Annotated in this window: 22 protein-coding genes, 2 tRNA genes and 3 rRNA genes; 23 read left to right on the top strand and 4 right to left on the bottom strand. The window is 60.3% G+C overall.

Annotation, left to right across the window (positions count from 1 at the left end; translation table 11 throughout):
- Positions 1 to 60: 60 nt before the first annotated feature.
- The 10 genes from msrP (at position 61) to LOY45_RS22700 (ending at position 11125) form a co-directional block, all read left to right on the top strand.
- On the top strand, positions 61 to 1074 hold the full coding sequence (gene msrP, locus LOY45_RS22745; protein WP_115085264.1) for a protein-methionine-sulfoxide reductase catalytic subunit MsrP: 1014 nt from the start codon (positions 61 to 63) through the stop codon (positions 1072 to 1074).
- On the top strand, positions 1074 to 1694 hold the full coding sequence (gene msrQ, locus LOY45_RS22740; RefSeq protein ID WP_115085265.1) for a protein-methionine-sulfoxide reductase heme-binding subunit MsrQ: 621 nt from the start codon (positions 1074 to 1076) through the stop codon (positions 1692 to 1694). The genes msrP and msrQ overlap by 1 nt, the downstream gene beginning before the upstream one ends.
- A 510-nt stretch (positions 1695 to 2204) precedes the next feature.
- A 16S ribosomal RNA gene (locus tag LOY45_RS22735) occupies positions 2205 to 3741 on the top strand.
- A gap of 66 nt (positions 3742 to 3807) precedes the next feature.
- A tRNA-Ile gene (locus LOY45_RS22730) sits at positions 3808 to 3884 on the top strand.
- A gap of 29 nt (positions 3885 to 3913) precedes the next feature.
- Positions 3914 to 3989, top strand: a tRNA-Ala gene (locus tag LOY45_RS22725).
- Positions 3990 to 4203: 214 nt separating this feature from the next.
- Positions 4204 to 7094: ribosomal RNA gene (locus tag LOY45_RS22720) — 23S ribosomal RNA — on the top strand.
- Positions 7095 to 7240: 146 nt separating this feature from the next.
- Positions 7241 to 7356: ribosomal RNA gene (gene rrf, locus LOY45_RS22715) — 5S ribosomal RNA — on the top strand.
- Together the 16S, 23S and 5S rRNA genes with 2 tRNA genes alongside form the textbook arrangement of a ribosomal RNA operon.
- 206 nt (positions 7357 to 7562) lie before the next feature.
- Positions 7563 to 8222, top strand: a complete 660-nt coding sequence (locus tag LOY45_RS22710) for a paraquat-inducible protein A (protein WP_115085274.1) — start codon at positions 7563 to 7565, stop codon at positions 8220 to 8222.
- Complete coding sequence (locus tag LOY45_RS22705) at positions 8209 to 8832, top strand: paraquat-inducible protein A (protein ID WP_115085275.1); 624 nt, start codon at positions 8209 to 8211, stop codon at positions 8830 to 8832. Before LOY45_RS22710 ends, LOY45_RS22705 begins: the two co-directional genes overlap by 14 nt.
- Complete coding sequence (locus LOY45_RS22700; RefSeq protein WP_115085276.1) at positions 8825 to 11125, top strand: PqiB family protein; 2301 nt, start codon at positions 8825 to 8827, stop codon at positions 11123 to 11125. The genes LOY45_RS22705 and LOY45_RS22700 overlap by 8 nt, the downstream gene beginning before the upstream one ends.
- A 210-nt stretch (positions 11126 to 11335) precedes the next feature.
- On the opposite strand, the gene rpsT is transcribed toward LOY45_RS22700, so the two are convergent.
- Positions 11336 to 11614 carry a 30S ribosomal protein S20 gene (rpsT, locus tag LOY45_RS22695; RefSeq protein WP_010220592.1) on the bottom strand — a complete coding sequence of 93 codons (279 nt, stop codon included), beginning with the start codon at positions 11612 to 11614 and terminating at the stop codon, positions 11336 to 11338.
- Between the two features lie 251 nt (positions 11615 to 11865).
- Here rpsT and murJ point away from each other — a divergent pair, with 251 nt between their 5' ends.
- The 6 genes from murJ (at position 11866) to ispH (ending at position 19201) form a co-directional block, all read left to right on the top strand.
- Positions 11866 to 13404 (top strand): murein biosynthesis integral membrane protein MurJ, encoded by a 1539-nt coding sequence (murJ, locus tag LOY45_RS22690; protein ID WP_115085277.1) that lies wholly within the window; start codon positions 11866 to 11868, stop codon positions 13402 to 13404.
- Between the two features lie 118 nt (positions 13405 to 13522).
- Positions 13523 to 14473 carry a bifunctional riboflavin kinase/FAD synthetase gene (gene ribF / locus LOY45_RS22685; RefSeq protein ID WP_115085278.1) on the top strand — a complete coding sequence of 317 codons (951 nt, stop codon included), beginning with the start codon at positions 13523 to 13525 and terminating at the stop codon, positions 14471 to 14473.
- Positions 14470 to 17301, top strand: coding sequence for an isoleucine--tRNA ligase (gene ileS / locus LOY45_RS22680; RefSeq protein ID WP_134061356.1), 2832 nt, complete (start codon positions 14470 to 14472; stop codon positions 17299 to 17301). Before ribF ends, ileS begins: the two co-directional genes overlap by 4 nt.
- Complete coding sequence (lspA, locus tag LOY45_RS22675) at positions 17294 to 17809, top strand: signal peptidase II (RefSeq protein WP_115085280.1); 516 nt, start codon at positions 17294 to 17296, stop codon at positions 17807 to 17809. Before ileS ends, lspA begins: the two co-directional genes overlap by 8 nt.
- Positions 17802 to 18239 (top strand): FKBP-type peptidyl-prolyl cis-trans isomerase, encoded by a 438-nt coding sequence (gene fkpB / locus LOY45_RS22670; protein ID WP_115085281.1) that lies wholly within the window; start codon positions 17802 to 17804, stop codon positions 18237 to 18239. Before lspA ends, fkpB begins: the two co-directional genes overlap by 8 nt.
- Before the next feature lie 14 nt (positions 18240 to 18253).
- Positions 18254 to 19201: a 4-hydroxy-3-methylbut-2-enyl diphosphate reductase gene (gene ispH / locus LOY45_RS22665; protein ID WP_115085282.1), complete on the top strand. Its 948-nt coding sequence runs from the start codon at positions 18254 to 18256 to the stop codon at positions 19199 to 19201.
- Here ispH and LOY45_RS22660 read toward each other — a convergent pair.
- The gene (locus tag LOY45_RS22660) at positions 19190 to 19666 is read right to left on the bottom strand and encodes a GspH/FimT family pseudopilin (RefSeq protein ID WP_258578404.1); all 477 of its coding nucleotides are present in this window, start codon (positions 19664 to 19666) and stop codon (positions 19190 to 19192) included. The two genes, ispH and LOY45_RS22660, sit on opposite strands and share 12 nt — an antisense overlap.
- Positions 19667 to 19808: 142 nt before the next feature.
- On the opposite strand from LOY45_RS22660, the gene LOY45_RS22655 reads away from it, so the two are divergent.
- Genes LOY45_RS22655 through thiO form a run of 5 tightly spaced genes read left to right on the top strand, consistent with a single transcriptional unit; the run spans position 19809 to position 22729 of the window.
- Entirely contained in the window at positions 19809 to 20021 is a 213-nt protein-coding gene (locus LOY45_RS22655) for a type IV pilus modification PilV family protein (protein ID WP_244211877.1), read from the top strand.
- Complete coding sequence (locus LOY45_RS22650; protein WP_233674833.1) at positions 20018 to 20677, top strand: PilW family protein; 660 nt, start codon at positions 20018 to 20020, stop codon at positions 20675 to 20677. The genes LOY45_RS22655 and LOY45_RS22650 overlap by 4 nt, the downstream gene beginning before the upstream one ends.
- Entirely contained in the window at positions 20670 to 21179 is a 510-nt protein-coding gene (locus LOY45_RS22645; RefSeq protein ID WP_258578403.1) for a pilus assembly PilX family protein, read from the top strand. The genes LOY45_RS22650 and LOY45_RS22645 overlap by 8 nt, the downstream gene beginning before the upstream one ends.
- A gap of 20 nt (positions 21180 to 21199) precedes the next feature.
- On the top strand, positions 21200 to 21598 hold the full coding sequence (locus LOY45_RS22640) for a type IV pilin protein (protein ID WP_115085689.1): 399 nt from the start codon (positions 21200 to 21202) through the stop codon (positions 21596 to 21598).
- A gap of 27 nt (positions 21599 to 21625) precedes the next feature.
- The gene (thiO, locus tag LOY45_RS22635; RefSeq protein WP_134061360.1) at positions 21626 to 22729 is read left to right on the top strand and encodes a glycine oxidase ThiO; all 1104 of its coding nucleotides are present in this window, start codon (positions 21626 to 21628) and stop codon (positions 22727 to 22729) included.
- Positions 22730 to 22832: 103 nt separating this feature from the next.
- On the opposite strand, the gene LOY45_RS22630 is transcribed toward thiO, so the two are convergent.
- Positions 22833 to 23063 carry a PP0621 family protein gene (locus LOY45_RS22630; protein ID WP_115085288.1) on the bottom strand — a complete coding sequence of 77 codons (231 nt, stop codon included), beginning with the start codon at positions 23061 to 23063 and terminating at the stop codon, positions 22833 to 22835.
- 93 nt (positions 23064 to 23156) lie between these two features.
- Entirely contained in the window at positions 23157 to 24179 is a 1023-nt protein-coding gene (locus LOY45_RS22625; RefSeq protein WP_115085289.1) for an outer membrane protein assembly factor BamD, read from the bottom strand.
- A gap of 150 nt (positions 24180 to 24329) precedes the next feature.
- Here LOY45_RS22625 and rluD point away from each other — a divergent pair, with 150 nt between their 5' ends.
- Together rluD and pgeF are read left to right on the top strand one after the other, a co-directional pair.
- Entirely contained in the window at positions 24330 to 25292 is a 963-nt protein-coding gene (rluD, locus tag LOY45_RS22620) for a 23S rRNA pseudouridine(1911/1915/1917) synthase RluD (protein ID WP_038998723.1), read from the top strand.
- Positions 25289 to 26029, top strand: coding sequence for a peptidoglycan editing factor PgeF (gene pgeF / locus LOY45_RS22615; protein ID WP_258578400.1), 741 nt, complete (start codon positions 25289 to 25291; stop codon positions 26027 to 26029). Before rluD ends, pgeF begins: the two co-directional genes overlap by 4 nt.
- Positions 26030 to 26036: the final 7 nt, after the last annotated feature.

The following is a 26036-nucleotide window of genomic DNA, read 5'->3' as shown; positions in this document are numbered from 1 at the left end:
AATTTCGCTCGGGCTCCGTAGTCTACTGGTGCATCAGTCCTCCAGTTCTACGGAGCCATCATGCTCATCAAGCTGTCCAAAGCCTCCGATTGCAAAGAATCGGATGTCACCCCCGAATCCCTTTATGTCTCGCGCCGCGCCATGCTCGGCGGGTCGCTGGCTGCCATCGCGGCAACCGCGCTGCCGCGGTGGGCCAGTGCTGCCGACGCATCGCGCTATGCCGATGTCGAGGCGGGCAGGGCGCCTGGCTGGTTCAGCGAGAAGCTCGTCGCTACCAAGTGGCAAGCAGTGACGGCGCCGGGGGAGGCGATCACGCCGTTCAAGGATGCCACCCACTACAACAACTTCTATGAGTTCGGCACCGACAAGGGCGATCCGGCGGCCAATGCCGGCAGCCTTAAAACCGAGCCCTGGACCGTGGTGGTGGATGGTGAAGTAGGCAAGCCCGGGCGCTATGCCCTGGAAGACTTCATGAAACCCTACCAACTGGAGGAGCGCATCTATCGCCTGCGCTGCGTGGAAGCCTGGTCGATGGTCATCCCCTGGCTGGGCTTTCCTTTATCGGCGCTGCTTGATCAGGTCGAGCCAACCTCCAAGGCCCGTTTCATTCGCTTCGAAACCCTGCAGGACCCGAAGAGCATGCCTGGTCAGCGCTCAAGCTTTGCCCTGATCGACTGGCCTTATATAGAAGGCTTGCGCCTGGATGAGGCGATGAACCCGCTGGCGATCCTCGCCGTTGGCATGTACGGGCGCGAACTGCCCAACCAGAACGGTGCGCCGTTGCGTCTAGTGGTGCCTTGGAAGTACGGCTTCAAGAGCATCAAGTCGATCGTGCGCATCAGCCTGGTCGAAGAGCAGCCGCGCACCACCTGGCAGGCGATTGCTCCAGAAGAATATGGCTTCTACGCCAACGTGAACCCCGAGGTTGATCACCCGCGCTGGACCCAGGCCCGTGAGCGGCGCCTGCCCAGTGGCCTGTTCAGTCCCAATGTGCGGCCCACGCAGATGTTCAATGGCTATGCCGAAGAAGTGGCAGGGCTGTACAGCGGCCTCGACCTGCGGAAGAACTACTGATGCGTTATCCACTCTTCAGGCTCGGCATCTTTATCTTGGCCAGTGTCTGGCCGCTATGGTGGTTGTATGAAGCAGCCATGGAAGCCCTTGGGCCGGATCCGGGCAAGATCCTGGTCGATCGCCTGGGGCTGGGGGCTTTGATCTTCCTGTTGATAACCCTGAGCATGACGCCCTTGCAGCGCCTTACCGGCTGGGCGGGCTGGATTGTCTCGCGGCGCCAGCTGGGGCTGTGGTGCTTTGCTTATATAGTGCTGCACCTGAGTGCCTACATGTTCTTCGTCCTGGGGCTGGACTGGGGGCAGTTGGGGGTTGAGCTAAGCAAGCGTCCTTACATCATTGTCGGGATGCTGGGCTTTTTGGGCTTGCTGGTTTTAGCGGTCACTTCCAATCGATACAGTCAGCGCCGTCTCGGCGCGCGCTGGAAGAAGTTGCACAAACTGGTTTACGTGATTCTGGGGCTGGGCTTGTTGCACTTTCTCTGGGTAGTACGCGCCGACCTTAAAGAGTGGGTCATATACGCTGCTATCGGCTTGTTCCTGTTGGCCTTGCGTATTCCTGCGCTGGAGCGGCGAATCCCGCGCCTGGCAGTGCGTAAAACGGCACCTGTAACAAAAGCTTAAATAAGTGCTTGACGCCCCTGTGGATCTGTCTATAATTCGCCCCACTTCCGGCGCAGTCGGAACTGAAAACTCCTTGAGTTTCAAAGAGTTAGCGGTTCCAGGGTCATCCGGAAGGGCTTCGATCGAAAGATCGACAGCGGTGAAAAGGCAGTTGACAGCGGTTTGAAACGCTGTAGAATTCGCCTCCCGCTGACGAGAGATCGCAGCGAGTCAAGTGGTTGAAGTTGAAAGGCTTTTTAATCGAAAGCATCTGAAAAACTTCAAAATAAACGCTTGACAGGCTCTGAGGAAAGCGTAGAATGCGCGCCTCGGTTGAGACGAAAAGCTCTTAACCAACCGCTCTTTAACAACTGAATCAAGCAATTCGTGTGGGTGCTTGTGAGCTCAGACTGATAGTCAAAAAGATTATCAGCATCACAAGTGGCTACACGAAAAATCGAAAGATTTGAAAGTAAGTCATTTGAGATTGCTGAGCCAAGTTTAGGGTTTTTTCAAAACCCAAGCAGTATTGAACTGAAGAGTTTGATCATGGCTCAGATTGAACGCTGGCGGCAGGCCTAACACATGCAAGTCGAGCGGATGAGAAGAGCTTGCTCTTCGATTCAGCGGCGGACGGGTGAGTAATACCTAGGAATCTGCCTGGTAGTGGGGGACAACGTTTCGAAAGGAACGCTAATACCGCATACGCCCTACGGGGGAAAGCAGGGGACCTTCGGGCCTTGCGCTATCAGATGAGCCTAGGTCGGATTAGCTAGTTGGTGAGGTAATGGCTCACCAAGGCGACGATCCGTAACTGGTCTGAGAGGATGATCAGTCACACTGGAACTGAGACACGGTCCAGACTCCTACGGGAGGCAGCAGTGGGGAATATTGGACAATGGGCGAAAGCCTGATCCAGCCATGCCGCGTGTGTGAAGAAGGTCTTCGGATTGTAAAGCACTTTAAGTTGGGAGGAAGGGTACTTACCTAATACGTGAGTATTTTGACGTTACCGACAGAATAAGCACCGGCTAACTCTGTGCCAGCAGCCGCGGTAATACAGAGGGTGCAAGCGTTAATCGGAATTACTGGGCGTAAAGCGCGCGTAGGTGGTTCGTTAAGTTGGATGTGAAATCCCCGGGCTCAACCTGGGAACTGCATCCAAAACTGGCGAGCTAGAGTAGGGCAGAGGGTGGTGGAATTTCCTGTGTAGCGGTGAAATGCGTAGATATAGGAAGGAACACCAGTGGCGAAGGCGACCACCTGGGCTCATACTGACACTGAGGTGCGAAAGCGTGGGGAGCAAACAGGATTAGATACCCTGGTAGTCCACGCCGTAAACGATGTCAACTAGCCGTTGGAATCCTTGAGATTTTAGTGGCGCAGCTAACGCATTAAGTTGACCGCCTGGGGAGTACGGCCGCAAGGTTAAAACTCAAATGAATTGACGGGGGCCCGCACAAGCGGTGGAGCATGTGGTTTAATTCGAAGCAACGCGAAGAACCTTACCAGGCCTTGACATGCAGAGAACTTTCCAGAGATGGATTGGTGCCTTCGGGAACTCTGACACAGGTGCTGCATGGCTGTCGTCAGCTCGTGTCGTGAGATGTTGGGTTAAGTCCCGTAACGAGCGCAACCCTTGTCCTTAGTTACCAGCACGTTATGGTGGGCACTCTAAGGAGACTGCCGGTGACAAACCGGAGGAAGGTGGGGATGACGTCAAGTCATCATGGCCCTTACGGCCTGGGCTACACACGTGCTACAATGGTCGGTACAGAGGGTTGCCAAGCCGCGAGGTGGAGCTAATCTCACAAAACCGATCGTAGTCCGGATCGCAGTCTGCAACTCGACTGCGTGAAGTCGGAATCGCTAGTAATCGCGAATCAGAATGTCGCGGTGAATACGTTCCCGGGCCTTGTACACACCGCCCGTCACACCATGGGAGTGGGTTGCACCAGAAGTAGCTAGTCTAACCTTCGGGAGGACGGTTACCACGGTGTGATTCATGACTGGGGTGAAGTCGTAACAAGGTAGCCGTAGGGGAACCTGCGGCTGGATCACCTCCTTAATCGACAGACATCAGCTGTCTTATGAGCTCCCACACGAATTGCTTGATTCATTGAAGAAGACGATTGGGTCTGTAGCTCAGTTGGTTAGAGCGCACCCCTGATAAGGGTGAGGTCGGCAGTTCGAATCTGCCCAGACCCACCAATTACATGTGGTGCAGCCTGTAGCAATACGGGGCCATAGCTCAGCTGGGAGAGCGCCTGCCTTGCACGCAGGAGGTCAGCGGTTCGATCCCGCTTGGCTCCACCACCTTACGTCAAAGCTTAGAAATGAATATTCGGCTCGAATATTGATTTCTGAACTTTTTCAGAATCGTTCTTTAAAAATTTGGGTATGTGATAGAAAGATAGACTGGACAGCACTTTCACTGGTGTGTGTTCAGGCTAAGGTAAAATTTGTGAGTAATTACAAGTTTTCGGCGAATGTTGTCTTCACAGTATAACCAGATTGCTTGGGGTTATATGGTCAAGTGAAGAAGCGCATACGGTGGATGCCTTGGCAGTCAGAGGCGATGAAAGACGTGGTAGCCTGCGATAAGCTTCGGGGAGTCGGCAAACAGACTTTGATCCGGAGATCTCTGAATGGGGGAACCCACTCAGCATAAGCTGAGTATCTTGTACTGAATACATAGGTGCAAGAGGCGAACCAGGGGAACTGAAACATCTAAGTACCCTGAGGAAAAGAAATCAACCGAGATTCCCTTAGTAGTGGCGAGCGAACGGGGACTAGCCCTTAAGTGGCTTTGAGATTAGCGGAACGCTCTGGAAAGTGCGGCCATAGTGGGTGATAGCCCTGTACGCGAAAATCTCTTAGTCATGAAATCGAGTAGGACGGAGCACGAGAAACTTTGTCTGAATATGGGGGGACCATCCTCCAAGGCTAAATACTACTGACTGACCGATAGTGAACCAGTACCGTGAGGGAAAGGCGAAAAGAACCCCGGAGAGGGGAGTGAAATAGATCCTGAAACCGTATGCGTACAAGCAGTGGGAGCCTACTTTGTTAGGTGACTGCGTACCTTTTGTATAATGGGTCAGCGACTTATATTCAGTGGCGAGCTTAACCGAATAGGGGAGGCGTAGCGAAAGCGAGTGTTAATAGCGCGTTTAGTCGCTGGGTATAGACCCGAAACCGGGCGATCTATCCATGGGCAGGTTGAAGGTTAGGTAACACTGACTGGAGGACCGAACCGACTACCGTTGAAAAGTTAGCGGATGACCTGTGGATCGGAGTGAAAGGCTAATCAAGCTCGGAGATAGCTGGTTCTCCTCGAAAGCTATTTAGGTAGCGCCTCATGTATCACTGTAGGGGGTAGAGCACTGTTTCGGCTAGGGGGTCATCCCGACTTACCAAACCGATGCAAACTCCGAATACCTACAAGTGCCGAGCATGGGAGACACACGGCGGGTGCTAACGTCCGTCGTGAAAAGGGAAACAACCCAGACCGTCAGCTAAGGTCCCAAAGTTATGGTTAAGTGGGAAACGATGTGGGAAGGCTTAGACAGCTAGGAGGTTGGCTTAGAAGCAGCCACCCTTTAAAGAAAGCGTAATAGCTCACTAGTCGAGTCGGCCTGCGCGGAAGATGTAACGGGGCTCAAACCATACACCGAAGCTACGGGTGTCACTTAGGTGACGCGGTAGAGGAGCGTTCTGTAAGCCTGTGAAGGTGAGTTGAGAAGCTTGCTGGAGGTATCAGAAGTGCGAATGCTGACATGAGTAACGACAATGGGAGTGAAAAACTCCCACGCCGAAAGACCAAGGTTTCCTGCGCAACGTTAATCGACGCAGGGTTAGTCGGTCCCTAAGGCGAGGCTGAAAAGCGTAGTCGATGGAAAACAGGTTAATATTCCTGTACTTCTAGTTATTGCGATGGAGGGACGGAGAAGGCTAGGCCAGCTTGGCGTTGGTTGTCCAAGTTTAAGGTGGTAGGCTGAGATCTTAGGTAAATCCGGGATCTTAAGGCCGAGAGCTGATGACGAGTTGCCTTTAGGCGACGAAGTGGTTGATGCCATGCTTCCAAGAAAAGCTTCTAAGCTTCAGATAACTAGGAACCGTACCCCAAACCGACACAGGTGGTTGGGTAGAGAATACCAAGGCGCTTGAGAGAACTCGGGTGAAGGAACTAGGCAAAATGGCACCGTAACTTCGGGAGAAGGTGCGCCGGTGAGGGTGAAGGACTTGCTCCGTAAGCCCATGCCGGTCGAAGATACCAGGCCGCTGCGACTGTTTATTAAAAACACAGCACTCTGCAAACACGAAAGTGGACGTATAGGGTGTGACGCCTGCCCGGTGCCGGAAGGTTAATTGATGGGGTTAGCTAACGCGAAGCTCTTGATCGAAGCCCCGGTAAACGGCGGCCGTAACTATAACGGTCCTAAGGTAGCGAAATTCCTTGTCGGGTAAGTTCCGACCTGCACGAATGGCGTAACGATGGCGGCGCTGTCTCCACCCGAGACTCAGTGAAATTGAAATCGCTGTGAAGATGCAGTGTATCCGCGGCTAGACGGAAAGACCCCGTGAACCTTTACTATAGCTTTGCACTGGACTTTGAATTTGCTTGTGTAGGATAGGTGGGAGGCTTTGAAGCGTGGACGCCAGTTCGCGTGGAGCCATCCTTGAAATACCACCCTGGCAACTTTGAGGTTCTAACTCAGGTCCGTTATCCGGATCGAGGACAGTGTATGGTGGGTAGTTTGACTGGGGCGGTCTCCTCCTAAAGAGTAACGGAGGAGTACGAAGGTGCGCTCAGACCGGTCGGAAATCGGTCGTAGAGTATAAAGGCAAAAGCGCGCTTGACTGCGAGACAGACACGTCGAGCAGGTACGAAAGTAGGTCTTAGTGATCCGGTGGTTCTGTATGGAAGGGCCATCGCTCAACGGATAAAAGGTACTCCGGGGATAACAGGCTGATACCGCCCAAGAGTTCATATCGACGGCGGTGTTTGGCACCTCGATGTCGGCTCATCACATCCTGGGGCTGAAGCCGGTCCCAAGGGTATGGCTGTTCGCCATTTAAAGTGGTACGCGAGCTGGGTTTAGAACGTCGTGAGACAGTTCGGTCCCTATCTGCCGTGGACGTTTGAGATTTGAGAGGGGCTGCTCCTAGTACGAGAGGACCGGAGTGGACGAACCTCTGGTGTTCCGGTTGTCACGCCAGTGGCATTGCCGGGTAGCTATGTTCGGAAGAGATAACCGCTGAAAGCATCTAAGCGGGAAACTTGCCTCAAGATGAGATCTCACTGGAGCCTTGAGCTCCCTGAAGGGCCGTCGAAGACTACGACGTTGATAGGTTGGGTGTGTAAGCGCTGTGAGGCGTTGAGCTAACCAATACTAATTGCCCGTGAGGCTTGACCATATAACACCCAAGCAATTTGCTGCTCCTAAATAAAGAGCAGGCCAAATTGCGGTAGTGAAGACTGCAAAGCCGAGAATTTGTAACTCACAAGCATCACATACCCGATTCGCTGGAGTGTCTAACAAGACCTTCTGGCAACAGAATTTCTTGACGACCATAGAGCATTGGAACCACCTGATCCCATCCCGAACTCAGCAGTGAAACGATGCATCGCCGATGGTAGTGTGGGGTTTCCCCATGTGAGAGTAGGTCATCGTCAAGATTAAATTCCGAAACCCCTATCTGCGTATGCAGGTAGGGGTTTTGTCTTTCTGGCATTTTCCTCTGTGCGCACTGTCCCTGTGGGAGCGGCGGTGCGACGCCTCGACTTGCCCCGCGATGCGATGTGGCTGACAGAAGGGTATCGCGGGGCAAGCCCGCTCCTACATCGGTTAGAATAGCGCCCTCGCGTTGACTCAGAAGTTCACTATGTCAGAACCTGCCGACCCCCATCAGCTCGCCGACTTGCCCCTCAATGACCTGGTGGCCTGTCACGAATGCGACCTGCTGATGCGCAAGCCTGTGCTCAAGCAGGACGAAAAGGCCCACTGCCCGCGCTGTGGCTACGAGCTCTACGCCCATCGGCACAATGTGGTCCAGCGCAGCCTGGCCCTGGTGCTGGCAGCCTTGCTGCTCTATGTACCGGCCAACTTCTTGCCGATCATGCAATTGCACCTGCTCGGCCAAAGCTCCGACGACACCGTCTGGAGTGGCGTGGTCGGGTTGTACAACACCGGTATGCGCGGCGTGGCAGTGGTGGTGTTTCTTTGCAGCATGGCCATTCCCTTGCTCAAACTGCTGTGCCAGCTGGCTGTGCTGTTGAGCATTCGCCTGAACATCGGCCGCAGTTACGGTTTGTTGCTCTATCGGATTTATCACCATCTACGCGATTGGGGCATGCTCGAGGTCTATTTCATGGGTGTGCTGGTGGCGATGGTCAAGCTGGTCGACCTGGCGGAGCTGAGCCTGGGCCTGGGCCTGGCCTGCTTTATCAGTTTGTTGTTGGTGCAGGTGTGGCTGGAGGTGGTGATGTCGCCCCACCAGATATGGAGCGCTTTATCGGGGGAAGACCTGCATGCGTGCGATTGATGCTGGCATTCTGGTTTGTGGTGAATGCCACGAGCTGAATCGCCAGGAGCCGGACAGTGACGCGCAAACCTGCACCCGCTGTGGCGCAGTGGTGCACGCACGGCGGCCAAACAGCCTGGTGCGAACCTGGGCGTTGCTGATGACCTCGGCAATCTTGTACATCCCGGCCAATGTGCTGCCGATCATGACCGTCAGCGCCTTGGGGCAGGGCAGTCCGGACACCATCATGTCCGGCGTCATCACCCTGATGAAGCACGGCATGCTGCCGATCGCTGCGGTGGTGTTCATCGCCAGTATCCTGGTGCCGACCTTCAAGCTGGTGGGCATTGCCCTGCTGCTTTATTCGGTGCAGCGCCACCAACCGTTGTCGGCGCGGCAACGGATTCTGATGTACCGCTTCATCGAATTCATCGGACGCTGGTCGATGCTGGATATTTTCGTGATCGCCATTTTGGTGGCGGTGGTGAATTTCGGCAGGATCGCCAGTGTCGAAGCCAATCTGGGCGCCGTCGCCTTCGCCAGTGTGGTGATTCTGACGATGCTCGCTGCAGTAACCTTCGATCCCCGACTGATTTGGGATAACACGGAGTCGGATGACGACCATGAGTGATTTGCCTACGGCTAAAACCCGCCCAGCTTCGAACTGGTCGGCCATATGGATATTGCCCCTGATCGCCCTGGTGATCGGTGGCTGGCTTGGCTGGCAGGCCTATCGCGAGTCAGGGGTGAACATCCAGGTCCGCTTTGAAAGCGGTGAAGGTATCGTCGCCAACAAGACCGAAGTGGTCTTCAAGGGTATGTCGGTCGGTAAGGTGAAAGAGCTGGTACTGGATGCCAAGGGCAGCAATACCGGGGTCATCGCCACCATTGAGATGAACAAGGAAGCCGAGCCGCACCTGAACACCGGGACGCGCTTCTGGCTGGTCAAGCCGAGCGTCAGCCTGGCCGGGATCACCGGCCTGGAAACCTTGGTCTCAGGCAACTACATTGCCGTGAGCCCGGGGCAGGGCGAGCCGACCAAGCGCTTCAAGGCGCTGGATGAGGCGCCGCCGTTGTCCGACAGCGAGCCGGGCCTGCACCTGACCCTCAAGGCTGACCGCCTGGGCTCGCTCAACCGCGACAGCCCGGTGTTCTACAAGCAGATCCAGGTCGGCCGGGTGAAGAGCTATCGCCTGGCCGAAGACCAGGGTACGGTCGAGATCAAGGTGTTCATCGAGCCGGCCTATGCCGCCCTTGTGCGCAAACATACGCGGTTCTGGAACGCCAGCGGCGTCAGCATCGATGCCGACCTTTCCGGAGTGAAGGTCCGTAGTGAATCGCTGGCCAGTATTGTCGCCGGCGGCATCGCCTTCGCCACGCCCGAGCACCGCAAGGACAGCCCGCCAACCGATCCGAACCTGCCGTTCCGCCTGTACGAAGACTTCGATGCGGCCCAGGCCGGTATTCGCGTCAAGGTCAAGCTAAGCGACTTCGAGGGCCTGCAGGCCGGGCGTACTCCGGTAATGTACAAAGGTATCCAGGTCGGCTCGCTGAAGACCCTCAAGGTCGATGCCGACCTGGCTAGCGCCATGGCCGAGCTGACCCTCGATCCGCTGGCCGAAGACTACCTGGTCGACGGCACGCAGTTCTGGGTGGTCAAACCATCGATCTCCCTGGCCGGTATTACCGGCCTGGAGGCGCTGGTCAAAGGTAACTACATCGCCATCCGCCCGGGCGACAAGGGCGCGACACCGCAGCGTGAGTTCGAGGCGCGGGCCAAGGCGCCGCCACTGGACCTCAAGGCACCGGGGCTGCATCTGGTGCTGTACAGCGACAACCTCGGTTCGCTGGAAGTCGGCAGCCCGATCCTCTACCGTCAGGTCAAGGTCGGTACGGTGCAGAGCTACCAGTTCTCGAAGAAGAGCAAACGCCTGCTGATCGGCGTGCATATCGAGAAAGAGTACGCCGGCCTGGTCAACGGTTCGACGCGCTTCTGGAATGCCAGCGGCATTACCCTGAGCGGTGGCCTGTCGGGCATCCAGATCAAGAGTGAATCGCTGCAAAGCCTGATGGCTGGCGGTATTGCCTTCGACACACCGATCCCGAATGTGAAGCTCAAGCGCCGTATTCCGTTCTTCCTCCTGCATGAAGACCAGGAAGCAGCCAACCGCAGCGGAACCACGGTGACCATCCGTGTCGATCGCGCAGACGGCCTCAAGGTGGGCACGCCGGTTCGCTTCAAGGGCCTGGATGTCGGCAAGGTCGAGCAGGTCGACCTGACCAAGGATTTGCAGGCGGTGCTGCTCAAGGCGCGGATCACCGAGGTGCCGGAGCGCATTGCCCGCGAAGGTACACAGTTCTGGGTGGTCAAGCCTGCCCTGGGCATCGTCAAGACTGCCAACCTGGAAACCCTGGTCACCGGTCAGTACCTGGAAGTGCAGCCGGCCGTGAGAAGCGCAGGGCCACAGCTCAACTTCAATGCATTGCCACAGGCGCCGGACTTCTCCGAGCGCGAAGCCGGCTTGTCGCTGGTGCTCAGTGCTGCGCGGCGGGGTTCGATCAAGCCGGGCGTGCCAGTGACCTACCGCGAGATTCCGGTGGGCAAGGTTACCGGTTTCGAGTTGGGGCAGACGGCGGATCGGGTGTTGATCCACATCCTCATCGAGCCCAGGTACGCAGCGCTGGTACGTAGTGGAAGCCGTTTCTGGAACAGCAGCGGCTTTGGCTTCGACATCGGCCTGTTCAAGGGCGCTACGGTACGAACCGAGTCGCTGGAGACCCTGATCGAGGGCGGTATTGCCTTCGCAACGCCGGACGGCGAGAAGATCGGTAACCCGGCCCGTCCGCAGCAGACCTTTGCCCTGTTCGACAAGGCCGAGGATGAATGGCTGCAGTGGGCACCGAAGATTCAGATTGGTAAGTAACAAACAGCCCGGGCTGCATTGCAGCCCATTGTGGGAGCTGGCTTGCCAGCGATGAGGCCGGTCCAGGCTACCCATCTGGTGTTGCCTGGGCTGCGACCGCTTTGCGGTCGATCGCTGGCAAGCCAGCTCCCACAGGGTTAAAGGTCAATCTCAGGAATCACAGGCAATAAAAAACCGACCCTAGGGTCGGTTTTTCAACAAGCATGTCGCTTAGGCAGCTGCAGCTTCTTTCAGCGCCTTGATGTGGCCATTCAGACGGCCTTTATGGCGAGCAGCCTTGTTCTTGTGGATGATACCTTTATCGGCCATACGGTCGATAACTGGAACAGCCAGAGTGTAAGCAGCTTGCGCTTTTTCGGCGTCTTTTGCGTCGATGGCTTTAACTACATTCTTGATGTAGGTACGAACCATGGAACGCAGGCTGGCGTTGTGGCTGCGACGCTTCTCAGCCTGTTTTGCACGTTTTTTGGCGGAAGGTGAGTTGGCCACCGTCGAGCTCCTCGAAAGACTTGGTAAATAGCAAACAAAATAGGCCGCGAATCATGCCGATGAGTTGATCGGTTGTCAAGGGCACTTGCATGGTTCCGCTGAGTGGTCGTTCTGTACAAGGGAGTGATTCCCTTCTGCGGCACGACCTGTAAACTCGGGAGCTTTTGCTCTGCTTGCGTTGCGGCGCGGAGTATCGCACAACTGGGCGCGTTGCGGCACAGCCCTTTATCCTCAGGCGTGAAAAACTTTCGATGAATCTTCTTAAATCCCTGGCCGCGGTCAGCTCCATCACCATGATCTCGCGGGTGCTGGGCTTTGTCCGTGACACCATCCTGGCACGGGTGTTCGGCGCAGGCGTGGCCACCGACGCCTTCTTCATTGCCTTCAAACTGCCCAACCTGCTGCGGCGCATCTTCGCCGAGGGCGCGTTTTCCCAGGCGTTCGTGCCAATTTTGGCTGAATACAAGACCCAGCAAGGCGAGGAGGCGACCCGTACCTTCATTGCCTACGTCAGCGGCCTGCTGACCCTGGTGCTGGCCCTGGTGACTGCCCTGGGCATCCTCGCCGCGCCCTGGGTGGTGTGGGTAACGGCGCCGGGCTTTGTCGACAGCGCCGAGAAGTACCAGCTGACCACCGACCTGCTGCGGGTGACCTTTCCTTATATATTGCTGATCTCGCTGTCCTCGCTGGCCGGGGCCATCCTCAATACCTGGAACCGTTTTTCGGTGCCGGCCTTCGTGCCAACCCTGCTCAACGTGGCGATGATCGGATTTACCCTGTTCCTCACGCCGTACTTCGATCCGCCGATCATGGCCCTGGCCTGGGGCGTGCTGGCCGGTGGCCTGGCGCAATTGCTGTACCAGCTGCCACACCTGAAGAAGATCGGCATGCTTGTGCTGCCGCGCCTTAACCTGCGCGATACCGGCGTGTGGCGGGTGCTCAAGCAGATGCTGCCGGCGATCCTCGGGGTGTCGGTCAGCCAGATCTCGCTGATCATCAACACCATTTTCGCCTCGTTCCTGGTGGCGGGCTCGGTGTCCTGGATGTACTACGCCGATCGCCTGATGGAACTGCCGTCCGGTGTGCTTGGCGTGGCCCTGGGCACCATCCTGCTGCCCACCCTGGCCAAGACTTACGCCAACCGTGACCGCCACGAGTATTCGCGAATCCTCGACTGGGGCCTGCGCCTGTGCTTCTTGCTGGTGCTGCCGTGCACCCTGGCCATGGCCATCCTCGCCGAGCCGCTGACCGTGGCGTTGTTCCAGTACGGTAAATTCAGCGCCTTTGATGCGGCGATGACCCAGCGTGCCCTGATCGCTTACTCGGTCGGCCTGCTGGCAATTATTCTGGTCAAGGTGCTGGCACCGGGCTTCTATGCCCAACAGAACATCCGTACCCCGGTGAAGATCGCCATCTTCACCCTGGTCTGTACCCAGTTGTTCAACCTGGTCTTCATTACCCACCTGCAGCACGCCGGCCTGGCCCTGGCCATCAGTCTGGGCGCCTGCCTGAATGCTGGCCTTTTGTACTGGAAGCTGCGTCAGCAGCAGTTGTTCCAGCCACAACCGGGCTGGGCCAAGTTCCTCGCCAAGCTGGTGGTGGCGGTATTGCTGATGTCGGCGGTATTGCTGGTGGGCATGCACTACATGCCGGCCTGGGCCGAAGGGCAGATGCTCGAGCGCTTCCTGCGCCTGGGTGCGCTGATCCTGGCCGGGGTCGTGACCTATTTCGGCTGTCTGGTGCTGTTTGGTTTTCGCCCGCGTGACTTCGCCCGCAAGGCGTTGCATTAAGGCCTGACGACGGTCAGACGTCGGTTTTACACATTCCACGCCACGGGGTGACGCTGCTGCCTGTCGTCAACGCCCGGGTGTGGTTATAATCGACCACTTTATGAGCAAGAAGCGCGTTATGCAGCTGGTTCGAGGCCTCCACAACCTGCGCCCCCAGCACCGGGGCTGTGTCGCCACTATTGGCAACTTCGACGGTGTTCACCGCGGCCACCAGGCAATCCTGGCGCGCCTGCGTGAGCGAGCGGACGAGTTGGGCGTGCCCAGCTGCGTGGTGATTTTCGAGCCACAGCCGCGTGAATACTTTGCCCCCGACACCGCGCCCGCGCGCCTGGCCCGCCTGCGCGACAAGGTCGCCCTGCTGGCCGCCGCAGGCGTCGACCGGGTGCTGTGCCTGGCGTTCAACCAGCGCCTGAGCAAGCTCAGCGCCGCCGAGTTCGTCGACACCATCCTGGTCGACGGCCTGGGCGTCAAGCACCTGGAAGTGGGCGACGATTTCCGCTTCGGCTGCGACCGGGTCGGTGATTTCGACTTCCTCGAGCAAGCCGGCATCCTCCAGGGCTTTACCGTCGAGGAAGCGCAAACCGTCGAGCTCGACGGCCTGCGGGTCAGCAGCACGCAAGTGCGCGATGCCCTGGCCAGTGCCGACTTCGCCCTGGCCGAGCGCCTGCTGGGCCGGCCGTTCCGCATCCGCGGGCGCGTGCTGCACGGGCAGAAGCTGGCGCGCCAGCTGGGTACCCCGACGGCCAACATCCAGCTCAAGCGCCATCGCGTACCGCTCACCGGTGTCTACCTGGTCAGCGTCGAAGTCGATGGCAAGAACTGGCCGGGTGTCGCCAACATCGGCGTACGGCCAACCGTTTCAGGTGATGGCAAAGCCCACCTGGAAGTACATCTTCTGGATTTTGCCGGCGATCTCTATGGCCGGCGTCTGACGGTGGAATTCCACCACAAGCTGCGTGAAGAGCAGCGATTCGCCTCCCTGGAGGCGCTGAAGTCGGCGATCGATGCGGATATCGCCGCCGCACGTGCCCATTGGCACGGTCAACCGCTAACGAAGAGCCTGAAATGACCGACTATAAAGCCACGCTAAACCTTCCGGACACCGCCTTCCCGATGAAGGCCGGCCTGCCACAGCGCGAACCGCAGATCCTGCAGCGTTGGGACAGCATTGGCCTGTACCAGAAGCTGCGCGAAATTGGCAAGGATCGTCCGAAGTTCGTGCTGCACGACGGCCCGCCCTACGCCAACGGCAAGATCCACATCGGTCATGCGCTGAACAAGATTCTCAAGGACATGATTGTCCGCTCCAAGACCCTGTCCGGTTTCGACGCCCCGTACGTCCCGGGCTGGGACTGCCACGGCCTGCCGATCGAGCACAAGGTTGAAGTGACCCATGGCAAGCACCTGAGCGCCGACCAGACCCGCGAGCTGTGCCGTGCCTATGCCGCCGAGCAGATCGAAGGGCAGAAGACCGAGTTCATCCGCCTGGGCGTGCTGGGCGACTGGGACAACCCGTACAAGACCATGAACTTCGCCAACGAAGCCGGTGAAATCCGCGCGCTGGCTGAAATGGTCAAGCACGGCTTCGTGTTCAAGGGCCTCAAGCCGGTCAACTGGTGTTTCGATTGCGGTTCGGCCCTGGCCGAAGCCGAGGTCGAGTACGCCGACAAGAAATCGCAGACCATCGACGTCGCCTTCCCGGTGGTCGATGACGCCAAGCTGGCCGCCGCCTTCGGCCTGGCGTCGCTGGCAAAACCTGCCTCGATCGTGATCTGGACCACCACGCCGTGGACCATCCCGGCCAACCAGGCGCTGAACGTCCACCCGGAGTTCAACTACGCCCTGGTCGATACCGGCGACAAGCTGCTGGTGCTGGCTGAAGAACTGGTCGAATCGTGCCTGAAGCGTTATTCGCTGGAAGGTTCGGTAATCGCCACCGCGCCAGGCTCGGCCCTGGAGCTGATCAACTTCCGTCACCCGTTCTACGATCGTCTGTCGCCGGTGTACCTGGCTGACTACGTCGAGCTGGGCGCCGGTACCGGTGTGGTTCACTCCTCGCCAGCCTATGGTGAAGACGACTTCGTCACCTGCAAGCGCTACGGCATGGTCAACGACGACATCCTCACCCCGGTGCAGAGCAACGGTGTGTACGTGCCGTCGCTGGAATTCTTCGGCGGCCAGTTCATCTGGAAAGCCAACCCGGCCATCGTCGAAAAACTTTCGGAAGTCGGTGCGCTGATGCACACCGAAACCATCAGCCACAGCTACATGCACTGCTGGCGCCACAAGACCCCGTTGATCTATCGCGCCACTGCGCAATGGTTCGTCGGCATGGACAAGCAGCCCGACAACGGCGAGACCCTGCGCGAGCGTGCGGTCAAGGCCATCGAAGAGACCAAGTTCGTCCCGGCCTGGGGCCAGGCGCGCCTGCACTCGATGATCGCCAACCGCCCGGACTGGTGCATCTCGCGTCAGCGTAACTGGGGTGTACCGATCCCGTTCTTCCTCGACAAGCAAACCGGCGAGCTGCACCCGCGCACCGTCGAGCTGATGGAAGAAGTGGCCAAGCGCGTCGAGAAAGAAGGCATCGAAGCCTGGTTCAAGCTCGACGCCGCCGAGCTGCTCGGTGACGAGGCCGGCCAGTACGACAAGATCGCCGACACCCTCGACGTCTGGTTCGACTCCGGCACCACCCACTGGCACGTGCTGCGTGGCTCGCACAGCATCGGCCACGAAACCGGCCCGCGCGCCGACCTGTACCTGGAAGGTTCCGACCAGCACCGCGGCTGGTTCCATTCCTCGCTGCTGACCGGCTGCGCCATCGACAACCACGCGCCATACCGCGAGCTGCTGACTCACGGCTTCACCGTCGACGAAAACGGCCGCAAGATGTCCAAGTCGCTGGGTAACACCATCGAGCCGCAGAAGGTCAACGACACCCTGGGTGCCGACATCCTGCGCCTGTGGGTTTCGGCCACCGACTACTCCGGCGAAATGGCGGTTTCCGAGCAGATCCTGCAGCGCAGCGCCGACGCCTACCGGCGTATCCGCAACACCGCGCGCTTCCTGCTCTCCAACCTGTCCGGCTTCGACCCGGCCCGCGACCTGCTGCCGGCCGAAGACATGCTGGCGCTGGACCGCTGGGCGGTCGACCGTACCCTGCTGCTGCAGCGCGAGCTGGAAGAGCACTACGGCGAATACCGCTTCTGGAACGTCTACTCGAAGATCCACAACTTCTGCGTGCAGGAGCTGGGCGGCTTCTACCTGGACATCATCAAGGACCGTCAGTACACCACGGGTGCCAACAGTGTTGCCCGTCGTTCCTGCCAGACCGCGCTGTACCACATCAGCGAAGCGCTGGTGCGCTGGATCGCGCCGATCCTGGCGTTCACCGCCGACGAGCTGTGGCAGTACCTGCCGGGCGAGCGCAACGAATCGGTCATGCTCAACACCTGGTACGAAGGCCTGAGCGAGTTGCCGGAAGGCTTCGAACTGGGTCGCGCCTACTGGGACCGCGTGATGGCCGCCAAGACTGCGGTCAACAAGGAACTGGAAAACCAGCGTGCGGCCAAGGCCATCGGTGGCAACCTGCAAGCCGAAGTCACCCTGTTCGCCGACGACGCCCTGAGCGCCGACCTGAACAAGCTGGGCGACGAGCTGCGCTTCGTGCTGATCACCTCGGCGGCCAGCGTTGCGCCGTTCGCCCAGGCTCCAGCCGATGCGGTCGAGACCGAAGTGCCTGGCCTCAAGCTGAAAGTGGTCAAGTCCGGCCATGCCAAGTGCGGCCGTTGCTGGCACTTCCGCGCAGACGTGGGCTCGAACCCCGAGCACCCGGAAATCTGCGCCCGTTGCGCCGACAACATCGGCGGCAAAGGCGAGGTGCGCCACTATGCCTAACCCTGGTGTGGGGCGCTTCGGGCGCCTCAGCTGGCTGTGGCTGAGCGTGCTGGTCCTGGTCCTCGACCAGGCCAGCAAGTTCTACTTCGAGGGCGCGCTGAGCCTGTACCAGCAGATCGTGGTCATCCCTGACTACTTCAGCTGGACCCTGGCCTACAACACCGGTGCTGCCTTCAGCTTCCTGGCTGACAGCTCCGGCTGGCAGCGCTGGCTGTTCGCCCTGATCGCCGTGGTGGTCAGCGCCGTGCTGGTGGTCTGGCTCAAGCGCCTGGGGCGCAGCGAGACCTGGCTGGCCGTCGCGCTGGCGCTGGTGCTCGGCGGCGCGCTGGGCAACCTGTACGACCGCATCGTGCTTGGCCACGTGGTCGACTTCATCCTCGTGCACTGGCAGAACCGCTGGTACTTCCCGGCCTTCAACCTGGCCGACAGCGCCATTACCGTCGGTGCGGTGATGCTGGCGCTGGACATGTTCAAGAGCAAAAAGTCCGGAGAGCCCGTCCATGACTGAGACCCGTATCGGCCAGAACACCGAAGTGACCCTGCACTTCGCGCTGCACCTGGAAAACGGCGACACCGTCGACAGTACCTTTGAAAAGGCGCCGGCGGTGTTCAAGGTCGGCGACGGCAACCTGCTGCCAGGTTTCGAAGCAGCCATCTTCGGCTTCAAGGCCGGTGACAAGCGCACCGTGACCGTCACCCCGGAGAACGCCTTCGGCCAGCCGAACCCGCAGAACGTGCAGATCATTCCCCGCTCGCAGTTCAACGACATGGAACTGTCCGAAGGCCTGCTGGTGATTTTCAACGACGCAGCCAATGCGGAGTTGCCCGGCGTGGTGAAAGCATTCGATGACGCGCAAGTGACCATCGACTTCAATCACCCGCTGGCCGGCAAAACCTTGAACTTCGAGGTGGAAATCCTCGGGGTCAAGGCCCTTTGAGCCAGGAGTCATCCATGCAAATCAAACTCGCCAACCCCCGTGGCTTTTGTGCCGGTGTGGACCGGGCGATCGAAATCGTCAACCGCGCGCTGGAAGTCTTCGGTCCGCCGATCTACGTGCGCCATGAAGTGGTGCACAACAAGTTCGTGGTCGAGGACCTGCGTGCGCGCGGGGCCGTTTTTGTCGAAGAACTGGACCAGGTGCCAGATGACGTCATCGTCATCTTCAGCGCCCACGGTGTTTCCCAGGCCGTGCGCCAGGAAGCGGCGGGGCGCGGCCTGAAGGTGTTCGACGCGACCTGCCCGCTGGTGACCAAGGTGCATATCGAGGTGGCGCGCTACAGCCGCGACGGCCGTGAGTGCATCCTGATCGGCCACGAAGGCCACCCGGAAGTCGAAGGCACCATGGGTCAGTACGACACCAGCAATGGTGGCGCCATCTACCTGGTCGAAGACGAGGACGATGTTGCCAGCCTGCAGGTCAACGACCCGAACAAACTGGCCTTCGTCACCCAGACCACGCTGTCGATGGACGACACCAGCCGGGTGATCGATGCCCTGCGCGCGCGCTTCCCCAATATCGGCGGGCCGCGCAAGGACGACATCTGCTACGCCACCCAGAACCGTCAGGACGCGGTTAAGCAACTGGCCAACGAATGCGACGTGGTATTGGTGGTCGGCAGCCCGAACAGCTCCAACTCCAACCGCCTGCGTGAGCTGGCCGAGCGCATGTCGACCCCGGCCTACCTGATCGACGGCGCTGAAGACCTGCAAAAAAGCTGGTTCGATGGCGTCGAACGCATTGGTATCACTGCCGGTGCTTCGGCGCCCGAAGTGCTGGTGCGTGGCGTGATCGAGCAGTTGCGGGCCTGGGGTGCCACCGGCGCCGAAGAGCTCGATGGCCGCGAGGAGAACATCACCTTCTCGATGCCCAAAGAGCTGCGCGTGCGTTCATTGATCTGACCCGGCAGCCGCGCACAGCGGCTGCTCGCCGGGCTCCTCGCGCAGGCTGACCCGGCCTGTGTGTGCCAGTACCACCCGGTACTGGCTGAAGGGATCGGGGCGCTGGCAGACGAACAGCGTCCCGGCCTGAAACGCTCCCCCCTCGTGCAAGGGCACCCCCAGCCCGCTGAAGCGTACCTGCCGGGCCACCGGTTGATTGCCTACGATGCTCACCCGCTCAAGCCGCTGTTGGTACAGCAGCTGTGGGCCGTCCTGCTCCACGACCATGCGCCAGCCGTTGCCCCAGTTATCCTCCAGCGCCTGCAGGCGGACCACCTGGTTACGCAGCAAGGCCTCGCTGCGCGCGGTGCGCAAAGCCTGGGCCAGATCTTTGGCGGCAGCTTGCTGGTGTAGCCCGCTGCTCATGGTGCTGTAGGTCGGCGCGCTGATGTGCGTCAGCACCCCCACCAGCGCTAACGCGAACATCATTTGTATCAGTGTTACGCCCTGTTGCTTCACCGTGCATTCCTCCCTGGAAGTGCTTCTATAGAGTCAGGCCGGCGGACAGGAACGTCCAGTCGGCCGGGTTGGCAAAGGGCTGTGGAAAAGTCGCAGGGGGGAAGGCGCCATGGATGGCGGACGGCAACAAGGAATGAGCCTGATCGAGGTGCTGCTGGCCATGCTGGTGCTGGGGCTGGGTCTGTTTGCTGCTGCGGCTGCGCAAGTGCGGGCGTTGCAGGCTACCGACAGTGCCTTGCAGAGTACCCAGGCGGCGTATCTGCAGCATGGCGTGCTCGAACAGGCGCGGATCAACGGCGCGCTGCAAGGGCCAAGCCGATGAGCCGGCAAGGCGGCGTCGGCCTGGTCGAGGTGTTGCTGGCCCTCAGCCTCGGGTTATTGCTGATACTCGCTGCCAGCCGCTTGTTCCTGGCGGCCAGTCAGAACTGGCAGGCTCAAGGCGTCGCGGCCCAGTTGCAGGAAGACGCGCGCCTGACGTTGCAGCGCATGGCCCAGGACATTCGCATGAGCGGCATGTTCGGCTGCCTGCGCGCGGATGCAATCCACCATGTGCATCCGTCGTCGGCCCAGGCGTTTGCCCAACCGCTGGAAATAACCCGGGCAGCGGATGGGCAACTGCAGCAACTGAGTCTGATCAGCGCCGAAGTGGCTGGTGCAGGTGGACGGCCGAACTGGACGTTGGTCACCGACTGCATTGCCCAGGCCAGGGTCTATCCCGAGGGGCAGGCTGCGCCTGCCGGCCAGTACGCGATACCGATACGGCGCCAGACCTATCGCGTTGATGGCGCAAGCCTGATGCTCGGTAGCGGCGCCAGCTATGCGCCGCTGATCGACAACCTCGGTGAACTGCGCGTCGACATCGTCAGGCGAAACACCAACGGTATCGCCGGGCTACGCCTGAGCCTGACCTTGATTGACCCGCAGTCACGGGTCAGGCCGCAGCAGTATCAACTGACGGTAGCGCTGCGCAATGGCTAGGCCCGGCAACCAGCGCGGCGTGATCCTGCTGATCAGCCTGGTGTTGCTGGGGCTGTTGGGGTTGCTCGGCATCTCGGCCATGGTCAGTGCCACCCTGCAGGAGCGCATGGCTGGCAACCTGCTGGCGGTCCTGCAAAGCTTCGAGCATGCGGAGCAGGCCTTGCTGCTGGGGGAATCGGACGTGTCTGGCGCGCAGCCATGCACGTACTGTTTGCCACCCCCTGAAGCCGGGCGGGTGAGGGCCGCAGGTGTATACCGCGGCGAGGGGCCAACGTCCGGCCTGAACTGGCAACGCGGCGCCAGCGGCTTCTACCTGGTGCAGAACCTTGGCCAGAGCACCCACGCCGCGCACCTGCCTGCCAATCTGGCCGTCACGCTTTACCGGATCACCGCAGTCAGCCATGGCGGGGCAGGCCGCAGCGTGCTGGAGAGCGTTTATGCACAGGCTGTAGAAGAGGGCGCCCATCAACCCAGGCGCATCCTCTGGCGGCAGATTCACTAGGAGTTCGATTTATGTACAACCTGCAGAAAGGTTTGAGCCTGATTGAACTGTTGCTTGTCGTCGCCGTGGTCGGCATTCTGGCGGGCATTGCCTACCCCAGCTACAGCGAACAGGTCCGCAAGGCCGCACGCACGGAAATTGCCGGGTTGCTGTTCGAGAGCGCGCAGATACTGGAGCGTCACTATTCACGCACCGGCCAGTATGCCGACAGCGAAGCCCTGGTCACCCCATTGGCGCCTGGGACCGAGCACTACCGGCTACAAGCCGTTCGTCATTCGACGTCATTCATCCTTACCGCCCGGCGTATTCCGGGTGGCTTGATGACCAGTGACCGCTGCGCCGATTTCGAGCTCGACCAGGCCGGTGTGCGCAGCAATCCCGGCGCCGTCGAGGCCGGTCGTGGCTGTTGGGGTGGCTGAGGTTTACTTCAGAAGTTGGATCAATACATGACCAAGCAAGTAGTGATTGTCGGCGGCGGGGTGATCGGCCTGCTGACAGCGTTCAACCTGGCGGCCGACGTCGAGCAGGTGGTGCTGTGTGATCGTGGCGCGCTCGGCCAGGAGTCTTCCTGGGCCGGTGGCGGCATCGTCTCGCCGCTGTACCCGTGGCGCTATAGCGCGGCGGTAACGGCCCTGGCGCACTGGTCGCAGGATTTTTATCCACAGCTGGGCGAGCGCCTGTTCGCCAGCACCGGGGTAGACCCTGAAGTGCACACCACCGGCCTGTACTGGCTGGACCTGGACGACGAAGCCGAAGCCCTGGCCTGGGCCGAGCGCGAAGGGCGGCCGTTGAGCGCTGTGGATATCTCTGCGGCCTATGACGCGGTGCCGGTGCTTGGCGGCGGTTTCCGTCGCGCCATCTATATGGCCGGGGTTGCCAACGTACGTAACCCGCGTCTGGTCAAATCACTCAAGGCCGCCTTGCTGGCGCTGCCGAACGTGAGCATTCGCGAGCACTGCGAAATCACCGGCTTTAGCCGTGAGGGCGAGCGCGTCACCGGTGTCGAAACTGCGAACGGAGCGATCCAGGCCGATCGCGTGGTGCTGACGGCTGGCGCCTGGAGCGGCGACTTGCTGCGGCCATTGGGCCTGGAGCTGCCGGTCGAGCCGGTGAAAGGGCAGATGATTCTGTACAAGTGCGCCGAAGACTTCCTGCCGAGCATGGTGCTGGCCAAGGGGCGCTATGCGATCCCGCGGCGTGACGGGCATATTCTGGTGGGCAGCACCCTGGAGCATGCCGGTTACGACAAGACCCCGACCGGGGAGGCGCTGGAAAGCCTGAAGGCGTCGGCGGTGGAGTTGCTGCCGGCGCTGGCCGATGCCACCCCGGTAGCCCATTGGGCAGGGTTGCGGCCGGGTTCGCCGGAGGGCGTTCCGTACATCGGCGAGGTGCCGGGCTATGCCGGGCTGTGGCTGAACTGCGGGCATTACCGCAATGGCCTGGTGCTGGCGCCGGCGTCCTGCCAGTTGTTTGCGGATTTGTTGCTGGGTCGTGAGCCGATCATTGACCCGGCGCCGTATGCGCCGGCTGGGCGCTTGGCTGCTCTCTAGGGCCCTATCGCCGGCAAGGCCGGCTCCCACAGGAAAGCAGATATCTTCAGACCCCTGCCGTATCTGTGGGAGCTGGCTTGCCAGCGATGGCCGCGCCGCGCAATCAGCGCTGCGCCCCGGGCCCCTGCTCCAGGTGCGCCTGGCTGCAATACCACTGCGCCCCGCGATGCAGCGCCCGGTCACTGGGCAAATGCACGCCGCAATGGGCGCAGCGGACCATCTTCAGCGGGTCTTCGAGGCTGTTGCTTTGCCCAGCAGCATTGCTGGCCTTGAACTTGCGCCACAGCCAGAAGGCGGCAGCAATCAGGGCAATCCAGAAAAGTAGGCGAACCATGGTGTCCAGCTTTATCAGTGAAGAGCCTTCAGTCTAGGGCTCAGGCATGAAAAAAGGGAGGCCTTGGCCTCCCTTTATCTTTTACACGATGGCTCAGTCGAACACACCGAAGGTCATGTAGCTGAACCAGGAGCGGTCTTCGTTGTTGCCTTCCGCTTCGTGGTTCTCTTCTTCGATGACGTCACCGTTGGCATCTTTAGGCTGCAGCTCTTGCGGGATCGCATCTTTGGCGTCCTGGTACTGCTTGATCACGTCCTGGTTGGCGCGGGTTTCGCCCGGCGGCAGCGGCGTGGCGGTATCGATCAGGCCCAGGGTGGCCTTGGACAGCCACGAGCGGTTGTCGGCCTCGTTCTGCTGCGGCACGAACTGGCCATCGACCAGGCTCGGGTGATCCGGGTAGTTGAGCTTGAGGGTTTCCAGGCTGGTAGCGGCCAGTTCGTCCAGGTGCAGACGCATGTAGGCTTCGGTCATCACCGCCAGGCCGTCGCCGACCGATGGGGTTTCCTGGAAGTTCTCGACCACGTAGCGGCCACGGTTGGCGGCAGCGACATAGGCCTGACGGGTCAGGTAGTAGTCGGCCACGTGGATTTCGTAGGAGGCCAGCAGGTTGCGCAGGTAGATCATGCGCTGCTTGGCGTCTGGCGAATAGCGGCTGTTGGGGAAGCGGCTGGTCAGCTGGGCGAACTCGTTGTACGAGTCGCGGGCAGCACCCGGGTCACGCTTGGTCATGTCCAGCGGCAGGAAGCGCGCCAGCAGGCCGCGGTCCTGGTCGAAAGAGGTCAGACCCTTGAGGTAGTAGGCGTAGTCGACGTTCGGATGCTGCGGATGCAAGCGAATGAAACGCTCGGCAGCAGACTTGGCAGCCTCCGGTTCGGCGTTCTTGTAGTTCGCGTAGATCAGCTCGAGCTGGGCCTGGTCGGCGTAGCGGCCGAACGGATAGCGCGATTCCAGAGCCTTCAGCTTGCTTGTGGCGCTGGTATAGCTGTGGTTGTCCAGGTCGGCCTGCGCCTGCTGGTACAGCTCGGCTTCGCTCAGGTTTTCGTCGACGACTTCCTTCGAAGAACAAGCAGCGGTCAGTCCGAGGATGGCGATCAGCAGCAGGTGTTTCACTTGCATGGCGGCTTGCGTCCCTATGACGGCCGCTGTCTTGGGCGTGGCCGTCCTGTTATGATGAGCACCCCGATGCAACCCTCGGGGCAAAAGACGTCGTATTTAACCACAAGCGCGCAGTCGAAACCAAAGGCTGTGCCGCCCGCTGATTCGAGCATGTCCGAGATCATTCAACTTCGCGCAGAGGTGCCGTCCGAATTGGGCGGGCAACGCCTCGACCAAGTCGCCGCCCAATTGTTCGCTGAGCACTCGCGCTCGCGCCTGTCCACCTGGATCAAGGAGGGGCGCCTGACGGTCGATGGCGCTGTCCTGCGTCCACGCGATATCGTCCACGGCGGTGCGCTGCTGGCGCTCGATGCCGAGCAGGAAGCCCAGGGCGAGTGGGTGGCCCAGGACATCGAGCTGGATATCGTCTACGAAGACGACCACATCCTGGTGATCAACAAGCCTGCCGGGCTTGTGGTCCACCCGGCTGCGGGCCACGCCGATGGCACCCTGCTCAATGCCCTGCTGCACCATGTGCCGGACATCATCAATGTGCCGCGCGCCGGTATCGTCCACCGCCTGGACAAGGACACCACCGGTCTGATGGTGGTGGCCAAGACCATCCAGGCGCAGACCCAGCTGGTCGCCCAGTTGCAAAGCCGCAGCGTCAGCCGCATCTATGAATGCATCGTGATTGGTGTGGTCACCGCCGGCGGCAAGATCAACGCGCCGATCGGGCGTCATGGCGGGCAGCGCCAGCGCATGGCGGTGACCGAAGGCGGCAAGCCGGCGGTCAGCCACTACCGCGTACTGGAGCGTTTCCGCTCGCACACCCACGTGCGGGTCAAGCTCGAGACCGGGCGTACCCACCAGATCCGCGTGCACATGGCTCACGTCAACTTCCCGTTGGTCGGCGATCCGGTCTATGGCGGGCGTTTCCGTATTCCGCCAGCGGCCAGCCTGACCATGGTCGACGCGCTCAAGACCTTCCCGCGCCAGGCCCTGCATGCACGCTTCCTGGAGCTGGATCACCCGGTGACCGGCGAGCGCATGGGCTGGGAATCGGCGCTGCCGGACGACTTCGTCTGGCTGCTGTCGCTGCTCAAGCAGGACCGCGAGGCGTTCGTCGGATGAGCGAGCTGACGCAAGCGTTGTTGATCCCCGACTGGCCTGCGCCAGCCGCGGTTCGCGCCTGCGTCACCACGCGCAGCGGCGGGGTCAGCCTGCCGCCCTATGAAAGCTTCAACCTCGGTGACCATGTTGGCGATGCGCCAGCCGCGGTGGCCGAGAACCGCCGGCGCCTGACCGCCGAGTTCGGCATCCAGCCAGCCTGGCTCAAGCAGGTGCATGGCGTGGTGGTGGCCGATGCCGACCCCAGTGTTATCGCCGAAGCCGATGCCAGCTACAGCGCGACCCCGGGCATTGCCTGCACGGTGATGACCGCCGACTGTTTACCGGTGCTGTTCTGCGACCGCGCCGGCACCCGGATAGCCGCCGCCCACGCCGGCTGGCGCGGGCTGGCCAACGGTGTGCTCGAAGCCACCCTGGACCGCCTGGGGCTGCCGCCCGACGAGGTGCTGGTGTGGCTCGGCCCGGCCATTGGCCCGCAAGCCTTCGAAGTTGGCCTGGAAGTACGCGACGCGTTCACGACCGTTCATCCGGAAACGGCCCAGGCCTTCGTGCCCGGTGCCCAGCCCGGCAAGCTGATGGCCGATATCTACGAGCTGGCCCGCCTGCGCCTGGCAGCACGCGGCGTCGATGCAGTCTATGGTGGTGGCTTGTGCACCGTCAGCGACCCGCGCTTCTATTCTTATCGGCGCACCCCGCAGGGTGGCCGCTTCGCTTCCCTGGTCTGGCTGGCACCGCGCTGACCTGGAT

Origin of the sequence: Pseudomonas wadenswilerensis (genome assembly GCF_024749185.1) — a bacterium.
GTDB classification, from domain to species: domain Bacteria; phylum Pseudomonadota; class Gammaproteobacteria; order Pseudomonadales; family Pseudomonadaceae; genus Aquipseudomonas; species Aquipseudomonas wadenswilerensis.
Note: the sequence above shows the minus strand (reverse complement) of the source record. Positions and strands in the feature narration are given on the sequence as shown.

Excerpts from the sequence above, each read along its gene's own strand:
- msrP (WP_115085264.1), top strand. The coding sequence starts at position 61 with ATGCTCATCAAGCTGTCCAAAGCCTCCGATTGCAAAGAATCGGATGTC.
- msrQ (WP_115085265.1), top strand. The coding sequence starts at position 1,074 with ATGCGTTATCCACTCTTCAGGCTCGGCATCTTTATCTTGGCCAGTGTC.
- LOY45_RS22710 (WP_115085274.1), top strand. The coding sequence starts at position 7,563 with ATGTCAGAACCTGCCGACCCCCATCAGCTCGCCGACTTGCCCCTCAAT.
- LOY45_RS22705 (WP_115085275.1), top strand. The coding sequence starts at position 8,209 with ATGCGTGCGATTGATGCTGGCATTCTGGTTTGTGGTGAATGCCACGAG.
- LOY45_RS22700 (WP_115085276.1), top strand. The coding sequence starts at position 8,825 with ATGAGTGATTTGCCTACGGCTAAAACCCGCCCAGCTTCGAACTGGTCG.
- murJ (WP_115085277.1), top strand. The coding sequence starts at position 11,866 with ATGAATCTTCTTAAATCCCTGGCCGCGGTCAGCTCCATCACCATGATC.
- ribF (WP_115085278.1), top strand. The coding sequence starts at position 13,523 with ATGCAGCTGGTTCGAGGCCTCCACAACCTGCGCCCCCAGCACCGGGGC.
- ileS (WP_134061356.1), top strand. The coding sequence starts at position 14,470 with ATGACCGACTATAAAGCCACGCTAAACCTTCCGGACACCGCCTTCCCG.
- lspA (WP_115085280.1), top strand. The coding sequence starts at position 17,294 with ATGCCTAACCCTGGTGTGGGGCGCTTCGGGCGCCTCAGCTGGCTGTGG.
- fkpB (WP_115085281.1), top strand. The coding sequence starts at position 17,802 with ATGACTGAGACCCGTATCGGCCAGAACACCGAAGTGACCCTGCACTTC.
- ispH (WP_115085282.1), top strand. The coding sequence starts at position 18,254 with ATGCAAATCAAACTCGCCAACCCCCGTGGCTTTTGTGCCGGTGTGGAC.
- LOY45_RS22660 (WP_258578404.1), bottom strand. The coding sequence starts at position 19,666 with ATGTTCGCGTTAGCGCTGGTGGGGGTGCTGACGCACATCAGCGCGCCG.
- LOY45_RS22655 (WP_244211877.1), top strand. The coding sequence starts at position 19,809 with ATGGATGGCGGACGGCAACAAGGAATGAGCCTGATCGAGGTGCTGCTG.
- LOY45_RS22650 (WP_233674833.1), top strand. The coding sequence starts at position 20,018 with ATGAGCCGGCAAGGCGGCGTCGGCCTGGTCGAGGTGTTGCTGGCCCTC.
- LOY45_RS22645 (WP_258578403.1), top strand. The coding sequence starts at position 20,670 with ATGGCTAGGCCCGGCAACCAGCGCGGCGTGATCCTGCTGATCAGCCTG.
- thiO (WP_134061360.1), top strand. The coding sequence starts at position 21,626 with ATGACCAAGCAAGTAGTGATTGTCGGCGGCGGGGTGATCGGCCTGCTG.
- LOY45_RS22630 (WP_115085288.1), bottom strand. The coding sequence starts at position 23,063 with ATGGTTCGCCTACTTTTCTGGATTGCCCTGATTGCTGCCGCCTTCTGG.
- LOY45_RS22625 (WP_115085289.1), bottom strand. The coding sequence starts at position 24,179 with ATGCAAGTGAAACACCTGCTGCTGATCGCCATCCTCGGACTGACCGCT.
- rluD (WP_038998723.1), top strand. The coding sequence starts at position 24,330 with ATGTCCGAGATCATTCAACTTCGCGCAGAGGTGCCGTCCGAATTGGGC.
- pgeF (WP_258578400.1), top strand. The coding sequence starts at position 25,289 with ATGAGCGAGCTGACGCAAGCGTTGTTGATCCCCGACTGGCCTGCGCCA.